Origin of the sequence: Bradyrhizobium canariense (assembly GCF_900105125.1) — a bacterium.
In the GTDB taxonomy this organism is placed as follows: Bacteria; Pseudomonadota; Alphaproteobacteria; order Rhizobiales; family Xanthobacteraceae; genus Bradyrhizobium; species Bradyrhizobium canariense_A.
In genome coordinates, this window is the sequence record NZ_LT629750.1 from 1,357,760 (window position 1) to 1,371,571 (window position 13,812).

The 13,812-nt window shown below is 59.4% G+C and carries 15 protein-coding genes; 2 read left to right on the forward strand and 13 right to left on the reverse strand.

Going from position 1 to position 13,812, the window contains the following annotated elements:
* Position 1: 1 nt before the first annotated feature.
* The 13 genes from BLV09_RS06725 to BLV09_RS06785 all read right to left on the reverse strand — a co-directional run bounded on the left by BLV09_RS06725 (position 2) and on the right by BLV09_RS06785 (position 11,848).
* Positions 2 to 607, reverse strand: coding sequence for a WbuC family cupin fold metalloprotein (locus tag BLV09_RS06725; RefSeq protein ID WP_146686717.1), 606 nt, complete (start codon positions 605 to 607; stop codon positions 2 to 4).
* Positions 585 to 1,250, reverse strand: coding sequence for a class I SAM-dependent methyltransferase (locus BLV09_RS06730; protein ID WP_146686718.1), 666 nt, complete (start codon positions 1,248 to 1,250; stop codon positions 585 to 587). The genes BLV09_RS06725 and BLV09_RS06730 overlap by 23 nt, the downstream gene beginning before the upstream one ends.
* Before the next feature lie 25 nt (positions 1,251 to 1,275).
* Positions 1,276 to 1,671: an LIC12192 family sporadic carbohydrate cluster protein gene (locus BLV09_RS06735; RefSeq protein ID WP_146686719.1), complete on the reverse strand. Its 396-nt coding sequence runs from the start codon at positions 1,669 to 1,671 to the stop codon at positions 1,276 to 1,278.
* Positions 1,664 to 2,470: a sporadic carbohydrate cluster 2OG-Fe(II) oxygenase gene (locus BLV09_RS06740; RefSeq protein ID WP_146686720.1), complete on the reverse strand. Its 807-nt coding sequence runs from the start codon at positions 2,468 to 2,470 to the stop codon at positions 1,664 to 1,666. Before BLV09_RS06740 ends, BLV09_RS06735 begins: the two co-directional genes overlap by 8 nt.
* Positions 2,467 to 3,585: a DegT/DnrJ/EryC1/StrS family aminotransferase gene (locus BLV09_RS06745; protein ID WP_146686721.1), complete on the reverse strand. Its 1,119-nt coding sequence runs from the start codon at positions 3,583 to 3,585 to the stop codon at positions 2,467 to 2,469. The genes BLV09_RS06740 and BLV09_RS06745 overlap by 4 nt, the downstream gene beginning before the upstream one ends.
* Entirely contained in the window at positions 3,575 to 4,681 is a 1,107-nt protein-coding gene (locus BLV09_RS06750) for a DegT/DnrJ/EryC1/StrS family aminotransferase (RefSeq protein WP_146686722.1), read from the reverse strand. Before BLV09_RS06750 ends, BLV09_RS06745 begins: the two co-directional genes overlap by 11 nt.
* Before the next feature lie 5 nt (positions 4,682 to 4,686).
* The gene (locus BLV09_RS06755) at positions 4,687 to 5,646 is read right to left on the reverse strand and encodes a transketolase family protein (protein ID WP_146686723.1); all 960 of its coding nucleotides are present in this window, start codon (positions 5,644 to 5,646) and stop codon (positions 4,687 to 4,689) included.
* 12 nt (positions 5,647 to 5,658) lie between these two features.
* Entirely contained in the window at positions 5,659 to 6,507 is an 849-nt protein-coding gene (locus tag BLV09_RS06760; protein ID WP_146686724.1) for a transketolase, read from the reverse strand.
* Positions 6,482 to 7,528, reverse strand: coding sequence for a phosphotransferase family protein (locus BLV09_RS06765; protein ID WP_167558641.1), 1,047 nt, complete (start codon positions 7,526 to 7,528; stop codon positions 6,482 to 6,484). Before BLV09_RS06765 ends, BLV09_RS06760 begins: the two co-directional genes overlap by 26 nt.
* Positions 7,525 to 8,145 (reverse strand): hypothetical protein, encoded by a 621-nt coding sequence (locus BLV09_RS06770; RefSeq protein WP_146686726.1) that lies wholly within the window; start codon positions 8,143 to 8,145, stop codon positions 7,525 to 7,527. Before BLV09_RS06770 ends, BLV09_RS06765 begins: the two co-directional genes overlap by 4 nt.
* A complete protein-coding gene (locus tag BLV09_RS06775; protein ID WP_146686727.1) occupies positions 8,142 to 9,143 on the reverse strand; it encodes an NAD-dependent epimerase/dehydratase family protein in 1,002 nt (333 codons plus the stop codon). The genes BLV09_RS06770 and BLV09_RS06775 overlap by 4 nt, the downstream gene beginning before the upstream one ends.
* Before the next feature lie 26 nt (positions 9,144 to 9,169).
* The gene (locus BLV09_RS06780) at positions 9,170 to 10,741 is read right to left on the reverse strand and encodes a PfkB family carbohydrate kinase (protein ID WP_146686728.1); all 1,572 of its coding nucleotides are present in this window, start codon (positions 10,739 to 10,741) and stop codon (positions 9,170 to 9,172) included.
* 78 nt (positions 10,742 to 10,819) lie between these two features.
* The gene (locus tag BLV09_RS06785) at positions 10,820 to 11,848 is read right to left on the reverse strand and encodes an SDR family oxidoreductase (RefSeq protein WP_146686729.1); all 1,029 of its coding nucleotides are present in this window, start codon (positions 11,846 to 11,848) and stop codon (positions 10,820 to 10,822) included.
* A gap of 234 nt (positions 11,849 to 12,082) precedes the next feature.
* On the opposite strand from BLV09_RS06785, the gene BLV09_RS06790 reads away from it, so the two are divergent.
* Both BLV09_RS06790 and BLV09_RS06795 read left to right on the forward strand, forming a co-directional pair.
* Positions 12,083 to 12,661 (forward strand): SIS domain-containing protein, encoded by a 579-nt coding sequence (locus BLV09_RS06790; RefSeq protein WP_146686730.1) that lies wholly within the window; start codon positions 12,083 to 12,085, stop codon positions 12,659 to 12,661.
* Positions 12,662 to 12,691: 30 nt separating this feature from the next.
* A complete protein-coding gene (locus BLV09_RS06795) occupies positions 12,692 to 13,726 on the forward strand; it encodes a lysylphosphatidylglycerol synthase transmembrane domain-containing protein (RefSeq protein WP_146686731.1) in 1,035 nt (344 codons plus the stop codon).
* Positions 13,727 to 13,812: the final 86 nt, after the last annotated feature.

The window sequence follows — 13,812 nt, forward strand, 5'->3', positions numbered from 1 at the left end:
CCTAAATCCGCGCCAAGCGTCCGTTTTGATACTCAGCCGCGAGAGCTTCGATCTTCGCTACATAGCCTTTAACTGCGACCGCATCGCCGCCGTCGGGCGCCCAGTCCGGAAAAGCCGTCCGCGAGGGGTCAAAGGGGCCAGCGGTGGTCTCGTGAAAAACCAGCCATTCCGAGGTAATCAGAATGGTGTGAAACACCTCGTCGGGCATCCGGTAGTAACAGAGCTTGCCGTGACCGTAAGGCGCCATATCGAGGACGTCGCGAATTTTCCCATCATTCTCGAAAATCACGACCTGAGCGGTGCCTTCGATCAGGTGAAACGATTCCGGTTTGCCGAAATGCTTGTGCGGGCGAACATAGGCTTCGCGGTGATGCACGATCAGCATCTCGTGCAGGCCGGAGGATGGATCCGGATGGGTACAGAGCCGGCTGCGCAGCCGCGGATTGTGGGCGGCGATCCGCTTCAATTCCGCGATGGTGGCATCGTCAGCCGTGACGATGGCGTCATCCGAATAGTAAACCTCCGGATTCTGCGCACGCAGCGGCAAGCGTCCGCACGCTGCGGCTGGGGCGCTCGAACGCGGATCATTCGAAGAAGATAAAGCCATGGTCGCCCGTATACCCGCATTTGTCGTAGATCCATGCCCAGGTCTGAGGGCTATGGAAGCTTAAGCAGGTGAGTTGCCAGTAAAGCAGGTTCGCCTTTTCGCGTTCATTGCGAAACGATTCCACCATCAGATATTTCGAGGACCCGCGGCCGACCCGCTCGATCTCCGGAACGGCACGGAACACCTCTTCCAGGGGAAGGTTGTGCAGCACGCCCAGTGAAACCACAAGATCAAAACTGTCATCGGGGTAGGGCAGCTCGACCGCGTTGCCGACCTTCAGGAAGGGTCGGACTTCCTCCTTGGCGTTCTCGATGCCGTATTGCGAGATATCCAGTCCGGCTATCCTGAGATCTGGAACAAGCTGGGTAAATTCGTAAAGCAAGTAGCCTTTGCCGCAACCAACATCGAGTACGCTCATTCCGGGTTTGATACCGAAGTGATCGATTAACGTCTGGGCCAGCGGCCGCCAGCGCCCGTCATAGCGGTAGCCGCCATAGCCATAACGCCGCTCGCCGTCCCAATAGTCGTAGCCCCATTGCCGCGCCACCGTGGCGGACTCGGCCTTGTCGTGCTCGACGACGCGCTGGACATAATTTCGCTTGGTCGATGCATGCATCGACTGCACCAGGTTGATTTCGGTCATGATCGCTTGATGATCCAGAGCCGTGTCATGACAGGATGGTCGCGTATTTCTGCACCATCAGGATATCCTCGACCGCCTGGATATCGTCCGGTGACGCGATCGAAATTTCTTCGACGGCAGCATGCAGATCGCAGCCCTCGCGCAGCACGCGATCGTAAATGGCGCGCCGCCAGGTTTCGTCCGGCGGCAGCATGAAGATGCTGTAGCAGATGATTCCACGCAGCCGGGGCAGTTCGTCCAGGAGATCCTCGAGGATCATGTAGCTACCCGCCATGGTGTGCTCCACGGCGCTCAGCAAATACTGGAAGTTCTTACGGCGCGCATAGTCGCGAATCACGATGTTCTGAACGTGTTGCGGCGTCCGGCTGCCATTGAGTGGCCGCGCGCCGATATAGCCGCGATGGCCGGCCCGCTCAGCCATTGAACCCTCCCGGCAGCTTGTACTGCATTCCAATCCGGGTTGCCGGACGCAGCGAGATCGGTTCGAAAAATTCGCCGAAACGCTTGTCGGCGTAAGGCGACATGATGCTCTTGAAGCGGCAATTCATGGTCCAGCGCGTGCCAGATTCTTCGTTGACGCGGTTGCCGTGCATCAGCGTTTGATTGAACACCAGCACATGGCCGTAGGGAATATCGATCCAGGTCAGATGCGGCTTGATGGTTTTGTACAATTCTTCAGCGCTGCGCAGGCTCGCCATGCGGTCCTGCATCTCGCCGTTGAGCGAGGGCGGCAGCAGATACATCGACTTGGTGCGGAACACGTCGACCAGCGGCACCCAGACCACCACCTCAAACGGCGAGTCTCCCGACCAGACGTCGGAATGGGTGGCCAACAACGAGCTGTCGTCATCCGGCATTTGGATGCTCAGGTTGACGCGCCGCTGCATGCAAAGTTCGTTGCCGACGATGGTCTCGATGGTCGATCGCGCCAGGCGGAAATAGGTCGGTCGCAGCCAGGGCTCAGCGTTGAGGCCCGTAATGACGTGCATCCGCAGACCATTGAGGTTGTCCACGCTGACACGCGAATGGATGCTGTCGAGGAAGCCGAGCGAATCGTTGGAATGGGGGAGATTCAGATAGTCCGCAGCGAGTTCCGCGGCCCGTCGCTGAATCCGGTCGAGCCCGCTGCGGTCATCGGCCGGCGCGGTGACGAACCCTTCATTGATGAAACGGCTGGTCAAAGCCTGCTCTTCGGGAAGCAGGAACGGCGTGTCGATCATGCGAAATACTCCCGGATACTGGAGCAAATATAGCTGATATCGAACTCCGACAGGAACTGGTTGACCGGGAGGGTCAGGATTTCTTCCGCCTGGCGTTCCGTCACGGCAAACGCGCCACGGCGGTGACCCAGATGCGCCGCCGCAGGCTGCAGGTGGATCGGAACCGGATAATGGATGGTGGTCTCGATTCCCTTGGTAGCCAGGAATTTCTGCAATTCGTTGCGGCGATCCGTTTGCACAACAAAAGTGTGGAAGGTATTGAATTCGATGTCGCGGCAGGGCGGAATGAACAACGGCACCCCTGCCAGTTCTTGGCGGTATTGCGTAGCGTTGCGCCGCCGCCGCAAGATCACCGAGGGGAGGTGACGCAGGCGGATCCGCAGCACTTCGGCCTGCAGGGTATCGAGCCGCGACACGGTGCCCCATTCCGAGACGTCGCTGCGGTTGATCAGGCCATGATTGCGCAAACGCCGGATCCGCGCCGCGAGCTCGGCGTCGGCCGTCACCACGAAGCCGGCGTCGCCGGCGGCGTTGAGGTTCTTCAGCGGATGTGCGGAAAAACATCCGAACGTTCCGATCGTGCCGCTCATGCGCCCGTCATAGGTCGAGCCGACCGACTGCGCGCTATCCTCGATCACGGCAAGGCTGTGCTTGTCTGCGATCTTCATCAGCGGGTTCATGTCCGCCATTCGGCCGGTCAGATGCACCGGCATGATCGCCTTGGTCCGCGGCGTGACAACGGCTTCGACCGCGGCCGGATCGATGTTCTGGTCCGGCAGTACGTCGGCAAATACCGGCGTGGCGCCGACCGCGACAATCGATGCCGTCGATGCGACGAAAGAGTTTGGCGGGGTGATTACCTCATCGCCGGGCCCGATACCGAGGGCCTTCATGGCTAGGCTCAGCGCGTCGGTGCCGGAGTTTAGGGTGACGACATGAGGCGTACCGAGATAGGCTGAAAGCTCCAGCTCGAGTTTCCCGACGGCTTCGCCGCCGATAAAATCTCCGCGCCGGAACACGCCTTCCACCGCCTGCATAATCTCGGTGCGTTCTTCCTCGAATTGTGCGGGAAGATTGACATAACCGATGCGTCTGAGGGCGGTGTCAGCGTCCATCGTAGAACTTCCGAACGGTATCGATCACCCGATCCTGCTGCGCGCGCATCAGATGCTGATCCACCGGGAAGCTGATCACCTCTCGCGCATGGCGATCTGTCTCGGGGAAGCGCCCGGCGGCATAGCCGAGATGCTTGAGGCCTTCCTGCTGATAGAGCGGAATAGGATAGTGGATCTTGGCCTCGACGCCGTTGTCGAGGCAATATTGATAGAGCTCATCGCGCCGCTCGGCGAACACCATGTAGAGATGATAGACGTGCCGCACATTGGCGCGCCGCGGCGGCACGCGCAAACCGGCCACGTGCGCAAATCCGGCGTCGTAATAAGCGGCATTGTCGATGCGCCGCCTAGTGATCTCGTGGGTTTGGCCGACCAGCCAGTTGCCGACCACGGCCTGAACGGAATCGAGCCGCGAGTTGCATCCGAGGATCGCAATCTCGTCGCGGTTCTTCATGCCGTGATTGCGGATCAGCCGCAGCCGCTCGTTCATCGCGTCGTCATTGGTGACGACGACGCCAGCGTCGCCCCAGACGTTCAGATTTTTCAACGGATGCAGCGAAAATCCGGCGGCGATGCCGTAGGTGCCGGACCGCTTTCCGGCAAACTCGGAAAGGATGCCCTGACAGGCGTCCTCGACAACGGGGATGTTGTGGCGTTCGGCGATCTTCATCAGCCGGACCATGTCGACGACTTCGCCGGTCAACTGCACCGGCATGATCGCCTTGGTCTTTTCGGTAATCGCGGCCTCGACATGGTCGACATTCATGCAGAATGAATCGTCGCAATCGACCAGCACGGGCGTTGCGCCGGTTTCGGCGATCGCCCCGACGGTGGCGATGAAGGTATTGGCGGCGGTGATAACTTCGTCGCCGTGGCCGATGCCCAGCGCCTTGAGCGGAAGCTTGAGCGCATCGGTGCCCGAGCCAACGCCGATGGCGTGGCGGGTTCCAATCAACTCGGCGAAACGCCGCTCGAATTCGGCAACCGGTTTGCCCAAGGTGAAGTCGCCGGTCGCAACCAGCCGGCCGATTTCGGCCAAGATCGGTGCGGGGTCCGCGAACTGCTCGAGCAGATAGGAATATCTAACGTCGTACATGTCGGTCACGTCGAATGAAGCTGTGAAGAAGATTTTTCCGGGGCGGCGAGGGATCGTTGGATCGCAGCCGCGATGGAGCCCGGGGCGAGGTCGTGTTTTTTCAGCAGGCTGTCCTGCGAACCGTAATTGTGCATGAAGCGGTCCGGCAGCGAAAGCCGCAGCATCGCGGGCAGGCCGCCGCCGAGGTTGTCGATCAATGTCTCCGCGATGGCGCTGCCGAGGCCGCCCGCCGGCACATGTTCCTCCAGCGACACGACGAGCTTGACCCCTTGGATCGCTCGCATCAACGCTTCGGTGTCGAGCGGCTTGACCGTGTGCATATGCAGGATGCCCGCGCTAATTCCCTGCGCCGCCAGCAAATCAGCGGCGGCGAGGGCACGCTGAAGCATGATGCCGGTGGTAACCATCAGTACGTCGCCTGGCGACCGCATGACGATGGCCCGACCGATCTCGAACCCATGCTCGGCTTTGGAAACGATCGCATCGCCGCCCTTTGCCAGCCGGATATAGATCGGTCCCGGCCAATCGAGAGTGTGCTCCATCAGCCGCGCAGCCTCGTCGGCGTCAGCCGGGCACACCACCGTCATATTCGGCAACGCCCGCATGATCGCGATGTCTTCGATCGCCTGGTGGGTGGGACCGAGGGGCGCATAGACCAGACCGCCGCCATTGGCTATCAGCCGCACCGGCAAATTGTGCAGGCACAGATCGATCGCAACCTGTTCGTAGCACCGGCGGGTCAAAAACGTGGCGATGGTGTTGACGTAGGGCAGGTAGCCTTCCATCGCGAGGCCGGCGGACATGCCGATAATATGCGCCTCCGAAATGCCTTCGATCAGGTGGCGGTCAGGAAATTCCTTGCTCATCGCCCGCAGCGTGCCAGCTCCGGGGTCGGAGCCGATGTAAAGCACTCGCTCGTCGCGCGCGGCCAGCTTGTGAATCATGTTCATGGCTGTGTTGCGCATGCGGGTGGCCGATCAAAAATCGCCGACGGCGACGCGGATGGCGTCGAGTTCGTTGTCCGTCAACTTGTTCTTGTGATGCCAATCGGCATTGGATTCTGCGGCCGGCAGGCCCTTGCCCTTGACCGTGTGGCAGATGATCGCCGTTGGCTTGCCCGGGACGGCCGGAACCTGGCCCAGCGTAGTACGCAGCGCGCCGACGTCGTGGCCATTCAACTCTTCGACGGCGAAGCCGAAGCTGCGCCATTTGTCGGCCAGCGGCTCCAACGGCATAACGTAGTCGGTCGGGCCGTAACTCTGCAGCTTGTTGTAGTCGATCAGTGCCGTGAGATTATCGAGCCCGTGTTTGGCAGCGCCCATAGCGGCCTCCCAAACCGAGCCTTCGTTGATCTCACCGTCGCCAAGCAGGACGAAGGTCCGGTAGGTGCGGCCGCGCATTCGCGCCGCCAGCGCAAGGCCGACCCCGATCGACAAGCCGTGTCCGAGAGCGCCGGTCGATGCCTCGACGCCCGGCACCATTCCGTATTCGGGGTGCCCTCCCAAAATGCTGTCCGTCCCGCAAAAGCCGTCCAGTTCGGATACCGGAAAAAAGCCGCGATCAGCCAGCAGCGCATAGAGCGCTAGACAGCCGTGGCCCTTGCTCAGGATGGCACGGTCGCGGTCGGGATCGCGGGGGCTGCGGGGATCGATTCGCAGGACATCGTCGTAAAGAACGCGGACGATTTCGATCAGCGAGAGGGCCGGCCCGACATGCCCGCGTCCCGCCGAGCGGACGGCGCGCAACACCAACCGCCGCAAATAGAGACTGCGGTCATCGAGCTTGCAGGCCTGGGCGGCTTCAGCGTGGGGCGAGATCTGGATCACGTTGGCAAATCGCTTGATGGAGCCGCTGGGCCTTGTCGAGCTGGCTTGCCAGAATGGCCCCCAATTGGTTGCCCCGGGCGGCCATGACACGCCGGGATCGGCTTTCTGGCAAATAGTCATTCAGGATGATCAGGCACCAGATCAACCCAAAAACAGGATACAGTAGGCCGCGACGGACCGCAAATGCGGGGTCCCGCGCCTCAAACTCACGCGAAAGCTGCTCGATCAACCGGCTCGCGCTGTTTTCGGCAAAGCTGCTGCCGGGATGGAGCGCCGTATCGGACACGAGCTTGGCCGGATCGTCCCATCCGAAATACTCGAAGTCAATGAAACGCAATTGCCCTTCCTTGTCCCGCATCGCGTTGTGCAGACCAAAGTCGGACGGGCTCAGTGCGCGATGTCCGGAGGCGAGGAGGGCCCCCGGGTCCCATCCCAGTTCCCCATATCGTTGCTCAAGACGTCGACCGGCGATCACTCCGCTCGGAATCAGACTGCGACGGATGAACGCGAGCAGATCCGGATATTCACTCGCCGCTCGAACCAGCCTGTCCAGCCGCTGTTCGTACTGCGCCATGGCTTCCGACGGCGAAAAGATGCCCGCAGACGCCGTGCGCAAGTCCTGCGCATCGCTGGCGTCGCGCAGCCCCTGCAGCTCAATCAGGAAATTCGCCAGTTGATCGGCATCATCCTGTTGCGGTTGCAGCACCGCGGCCTCGCCGTCGAACCATTCATACAAGGCGCAATGCTTGCCGGGATCTTTCGCAATCGGCCGCGGCGTCAGCTTAACGCCATGACGCGCCAGAAATGACAACGCCTCATATTCCTGCCCCAGGCGATCGCGGCCATCGATCGATTGCGATGGATAATATTTAAGGGCAAGGCGCGACCCTTCGGCCATATCGAGGCAGAATACCCTGTTGTTGCCGCCGGGCCGGGCCGGGTGGGCCGCCACCACCTTTCGTCCGGACAGACGGTTGCCGATCTTGATCGCATCCTGCGTGCTGATTTCAGGTTCGCTCATGCAGCGAACACCTCGTGGCGGATGTCGGCCCATGTTGCCAGCGGTTTGTAGTGGCCGTGGCGTGAAGTTTCGGGGTTCGCAAACAGAATAGATCGGATCTGCCGCGGGAAGTGGGGTTGCTCGAAAACATCGACGAGATCGTCGATAAAGATATCAAGTTCCAGACCCGCGATCCTGTCGACCTTGGCCGCCAATGTGTCTTCAAAATAGATGTCGTCGAGGGAAAGCGCCGAGTGTTCGGTGCCGATCAGTCCTGCGCCCTGCATCCAGTCCCGCGCCGCCGCGCGCAGATCGGTACGATCCGGATCCTGATGACCGAATTGGGTCTTATGGCTGACGATGTAAACGTTTGACCCGGTTTGCCGGCATGTCGACAGAAAGTCAGATAGGCCGGGGAAGATCTCTGCGCCGCCGATCCCCTTGCCGTAAACCCATCCCTGCACACCCTGCCAGGCGTGTTCACCCCCGGGCTTTGATCGAAGATAATCCCGGACATCGGTTTTCAGCCCCGTCCATTCACCGGGAATCAGTCCGCGATCACGCGCGGCTGCGGCGAAAACCTTGTCGTAGCAGATGATGGTATTGTCGAAATCGATCCCGATCCGCACGCGGCTCACTTCAGGCTGATGTTCTGCATCATCTTGATGTTGAAATACCGGGGGTCGTTGAGCGAATCCGGCAGGCGCCCGGATTTGAAGGCGTCGACCAGTCCGGACACCGCCTGTTCGATCGTGTGCGTGGGTGCAAAGCCCAGTTCGCGGCGAATCTTTTCCGAAGAGACGTGGTAGGAGCGCAGATCGTCGGTCGGCTCGACCACGACGTTGATATCGCCTCCAACGACCGACTTGACGATATCGGCGATCTTCAACAGCGAATGATTTTCATAACCAATGTTGTAGATCTTGCCGTCGATCTTGGGATCGTCCTGCTGCAGCAGGAACAAATAAGCTCCTGCCATGTCCTCGATGTGCAGATTGGGACGCCGCTGCGTTCCTCCGAACACCCGGATACGTCCGGTATTCACCGCAAGATTGGTCAGGATGTTGACCACGACATCGAGTCGCTGCCGCGGGGCGAAGCCGCAGACGGTGGCTGGACGGACCGTGCAGGTGACGAATCCGGACGCCGCTTCGTCGGCAAGGTCCGTCTCGCACATCGCCTTGAATTTCGAATAATCCGTCAAAGGCTCGCAGGAAAGATCTTCGGTGACTTCGGCTTCATTCTTGACGCCATAAACGCTCGATGACGACGCATAGATGAAACGCTTGATGCCCGCTTTCTTCGAAGCCCGGACCAGCGGACGGAAACAGTCGTAATTGATGGATTTGCCGAGGGTCGGGTCCAGTTCAAACGAAGGGTCATTGGAAATGCAGGCCAGATGGATTACCGCGTTGTTGCCGCGCAATGCCTCGTTGACCGCCGCGGCGTCGCGAATATCACCCTTGACCAGACGCAGAGCGGGGTTCCCGCGGACCGCGTCGAACACCGAATCGCCATACATGAAAAGGTCCAGCACCGTGACCTTATGGCCAGCAGCCAACAGCTTCGGAACAAGCACGCTACCAACATAGCCGGCGCCGCCGGTCACCATCACGTTCCATTTTCGATCGGTCATGACGCTCTCCAGATTTAGCACTCGCACTACTTGAGCAGCGCGGTAACGAACTTGACCAGCGGCACCTTCTCAACCGAGTTGCGGTGACCGACGATGCCGACCTTGATCGCTCCCGCCGCGTTGCCGATAAAAGCGACGTCTTGAATATTTCCGCCAGCGGCGACCAGCGGCGCCGTAATGGTCAAAAAAGCATCGCCGGCACCGACCGTATCGATAACGGTCTTGGTGAATGCAGGAACGCGAGCGACGCCTGTTTTCGCGGAGAAGGGGTAACAACCGAACGAGCCATGCGTGATGATGATGTTGTCACAGTCGATCTTGCTGTGCAGGCTTTCCTCGATGACAGACGCGATGTCGCTGAACTTATCGGTAGCGGCCAGGCGCGCCTCGGGCGCGTCGATGCAAATGTAATCAGCGCGCGGATATTTCGTTATCAGATTGTAGCCGTGATTTCCGCTGTTGCTCTGCGCATTCACCGCCAGGAACTTGGAATTTGCGATCAGGGTATCGATCGTGCTTGACGCGATCATGCCGTGACCAAAATCGGTGACGATGACGACGTCCGCGTTGCGAACGCGCTCAGCGGTAACCCGGTCGATCTCGGCGCGCTCGGCTTCTTCAAGCGGCGTGTCGTTCATCGTATAGACTTCAAACAGCTTGTGCAGATATCCCAATTCGACAAACCGCAACTTGCGGGTTGTCGGACGGCCCTCGATGCGGATCGGCGTGAGCGTGATGTTCGGGCGCAGATGCGCCCGGATGAATTCCTTGGGAAAGTCGTCGCCGCCAAGCGTCGTGACGATTTCGACGGATTTACAGAAGCTCGCGACGTGATTGGCAGCGGCGATCACGCCGCCGGAAAATTGCTCGCGGTTCTTGAACAGCGTAGCGACGATGTTCTCTTTCGAGGATTTGCCGAGTGCAGAGACGTACTGGTATTCGTCGATGATGGTGTCGCCGACCAATACGACATGCATGTCCTTCACGCTGTCGATCAGCTTCAACAGACGGTCCGCGCCACCGCCTTCGCGAACCTGCTGCAGATAGTCGCGAAGCGGAGGGTCATAAATATCAAAGTAGCGGTTTACCAGCGACGACGAACTGAACGTTACATCCCGGGTGAACACGATGCGGCCGCCATGGCGCTCGACAGCATCGCGCTCGGTTCTGATCTTTCCGGTGACGTCGTCCTCGGGGTTTTCGTAGTCCGACCCCTTCACGTAAATGTCGGGCCGGACGGTATCGAGGATCGGTTCGGCGCTGGAGGTGCGATTGATTCCGACCCAGTCAACACTGGCGAGCGATGCCAGCATCTCGGCCCGCATATTCTCCGGAAAAATCGGCCGTCCCGGCCCCTTGTTGACGTAACGGTCAGCCGTGATCGTCACCATGACGATGTCGCCCTCGTTGCGCGCCGCCTGGATGTGCCTGATATGGCCCAGATGCACGAGATCGAATACGCCATGGCACAGCGCAACGGTGCGACCTTGCGCCTGCGCGGATCGTGCGATTTCGCCGAGTTCCTCGATCGTTTTAATCTTCTCGTGCGCCGGAAGATGGCCGGGCGAAGGCGATTGGCTCGTTGCAAGATTACTCATGTTAAGTGCCCAAATAGCCAGCCGATCGCAAACGGGTGGCCGAGAAGAATGGTGGGTCGATGCCTAAAATAAGGTGGCTCAGTTGGATGCCTTCTGCGCCGAGTTATGCATGGTCTTGTCGTCGTCACCCAGATATTTGAACCAATCTTTGGTGGCATTGGCAATCTTGTCCACTGTCCACAGCGGTGCGTCACCCCACTGTTCGATCGACGTCAGCATGGTGGCGACGCCGTCTTCAAACCGGACCTTCGGGTTCCAATGGAGGACCCGCTTGATTTTGGAGATGTCGGCGTGGGTGCAGTCGGGTTCGCCCGGACGCCTGGGAATGTGGACTTTGTCGCCGCCGAGAAGTTCGATCAGTCGGTTGACGCTGTAGGTATTGTCCGATCCGACATTGAATATTTCGTTCGAAATTCCGGAACGGGCCGCGGTGACGAAAGCATCGGCGACGTCGGTAACGAAGGTAAAATCGCGAGTCTGTTCGCCGTCGCCGACCACCGTGAACGGCTTTCCAGCAAGCTTCTGTGCCAGAAACACGCCGAACACGGCGCCATAGGTGCCTGTTGTGCGATGGCGCGGTCCGAACACGTTGAACAGCCGCAGCGCCACCGCCGGCAATTTGTAGACCTTGCACCAGTGCATGACACATTGCTCACCGAGATATTTGGTGAGCGCGTAGGGATACATCGGCCGGGTTTCGGCGGTCTCCGGAGTCGGGTAGATATCGGGAATGCCGTAGCAGGAGGACGACGCCGCGTAGACGAAACGCTGGACGTTGGCATGCCTGGCAGCCTCGAGCACGTTGACGGTGCCGTCGACGTTAGCGCGATGATAGGGGATGGGTGACTCGATCGATGGCACGATGTCGGCCAGCGCCGCAAGATGGAACACCCAGTCTATGCCATCGAAATGCGGCTTGATGGTCGCCAGATCGGTAACGTCCGCCTGCACGACCTTGAGCCGGGTCGAATTTAAGTGCGCTGCAAGATTTTCGCGGCGTCCGATTGCAAAGTTGTCGATGACGACAACCTCGTGGCCATCGTCAAGCAGACGATCGACGAGATGACTTCCGATGAAACCGGCGCCGCCGGTAACGACGCATTTCATGGACGGGAACACCCAAGGCCGGGCAAAACATGCCTCGCCAATCGAAGATACCGGAGAGCGGACCAACTACCAGCCGTTCACGAATTATGCAAGCACAACCAATCTGTTCGAGCGAAAAGCGCACGGCCCGATAGGTCCATCCGAATGACAATCGGTCGATGAGGCCTTAAGCCTTTGCAATTGCCGGTCATTCCCTTTATCACACCTGCATTGTCGCCCCCGAGCCGCCAGATCATGTCCGTCGATCCCGATCACAAAACTTTCCTCGATGATTACATGGGGCGTCTGCATCGCGTCATCACCACTGACGATGAGCTTTTCGCCCAGATCGCGGCGACCCGCGCGATCTGGTTGCGGACGCGTGATCGGGGAGGTCGCGTTATTTTCATCGGCAATGGCGGCTCTGCCGGGATCGCCTCGCATCTGGCGATCGATTTGTCGAAAAACGCATCGGTCCCGGCGATTTGCTTCAGCGATGCGAGCATGGTGACATGCCTTGCCAACGATTACGGCTTCGAAGAATGGCTGGCGCATGCGATGCGATTGAACGCCCGTACAGGCGATTGTCTGGTTGCGATAAGTTCGTCGGGACGCTCAAAAAACATCCTCAACGCCGTGGCGAAGGCGCGAGCGATGCAGCTCGACGTGATTACGATGTCAGGAATGAGCCCGGATAACCCGCTGCGCGAACTGGGCGACGTCAATTATTGGGTCGACAGCCGAAGCTACAACATCGTCGAAACCGCGCATCAGTTCTGGATGATGGCCGCGATCGATCTCATCATCGGCCGCGCGGAATATCCGGCATCCTGAGGCTGTTGTATCAAGAGGCTGTTGTATCAAATGCAAGCGCGTACGAAACAGGTGACGTTCTTTGCGGCCAAGTTGCTGCTTTCGATCGGTGTCCTGCTTTACATCGCGCGCGGTCTCGATCTCCATGAATTGCGAATTCACCTGCTCGCCGTAGATCCTGCAATGTTTGCCGTGGCGCTGGCATTGGTGCTCATCCAGACATTCGTCCTCAACGGCCGGTGGGTGCTGATCATGCGCTCGCTTGGCGTATCGATAGACTGGATGGCGGGATGGCGAATTCTCATGATCAGCCTTTGGTTCAACCAGGTGCTGCCATCATCCGCAGGTGGGGACGTGGTACGCATCTGGCTGTTACGGCGCCGCGGTGTGCAGTGGCCGCAAGCGGTAAAGGGAGTGATGGCCGATCGCTTCACGGCGCTGCTCGGATTGGTGGCGCTGATGGTCGTCGGATTGCCGTTTTTGTGGTCACGCGTGGACAATCTTTCGGCGATTTTGGCGATAGGCGGACTTACCGCCGCGGGGGTAATCGGCACCATAGTACTGCTGACGCTTGACCGATGGCCGGCGCGCGTTATCGCACTTCGCCCGATCGCAAGTTTCGTCCAGTTCGGAACCCTTGTCAGGTTTCTGCTGTTGAAATTTCAACGGCGTGAAATTCTGTTTGGATCCGCGATCGTTATCCACCTTATGACAGCGGCGGCCAGCTACGTTCTGGCCGTGGGCTTGCAGGCGCAAATTTCCATTCTGGACGTGTTTATTCTGATTCCGCCCGTTATTCTGCTGACGGCTGTCCCAATCTCGATCAGCGGTTGGGGTGTGAGGGAGGGGGCTATGGTCGCCTGTCTCGCCCTTGCCGGCGTCCCGTCCGACAAGGCTCTTTCGATCTCGCTATTGCTGGGAGCGATCAGTGTGATTATTGGCGTGATAGGCGGCATCATCTGGTTGGCCAGTCCGGAGCGCGGCAGCTACGCGACTGCTTCGATTGGCGCCGAAGAAGCCGACGCGGCCGGCCAGTCGCTCGACTACGGACTTCAGCAGGCCGAAGAAGTGTCAGGTCACCCGTGAACCTCTTGCATGAACTTCCCTGAATGAATCGCGCGATATGAACCTCCCTTGAATCAGTCGCCCTTTGGCTCAATCTCTTCATCTCC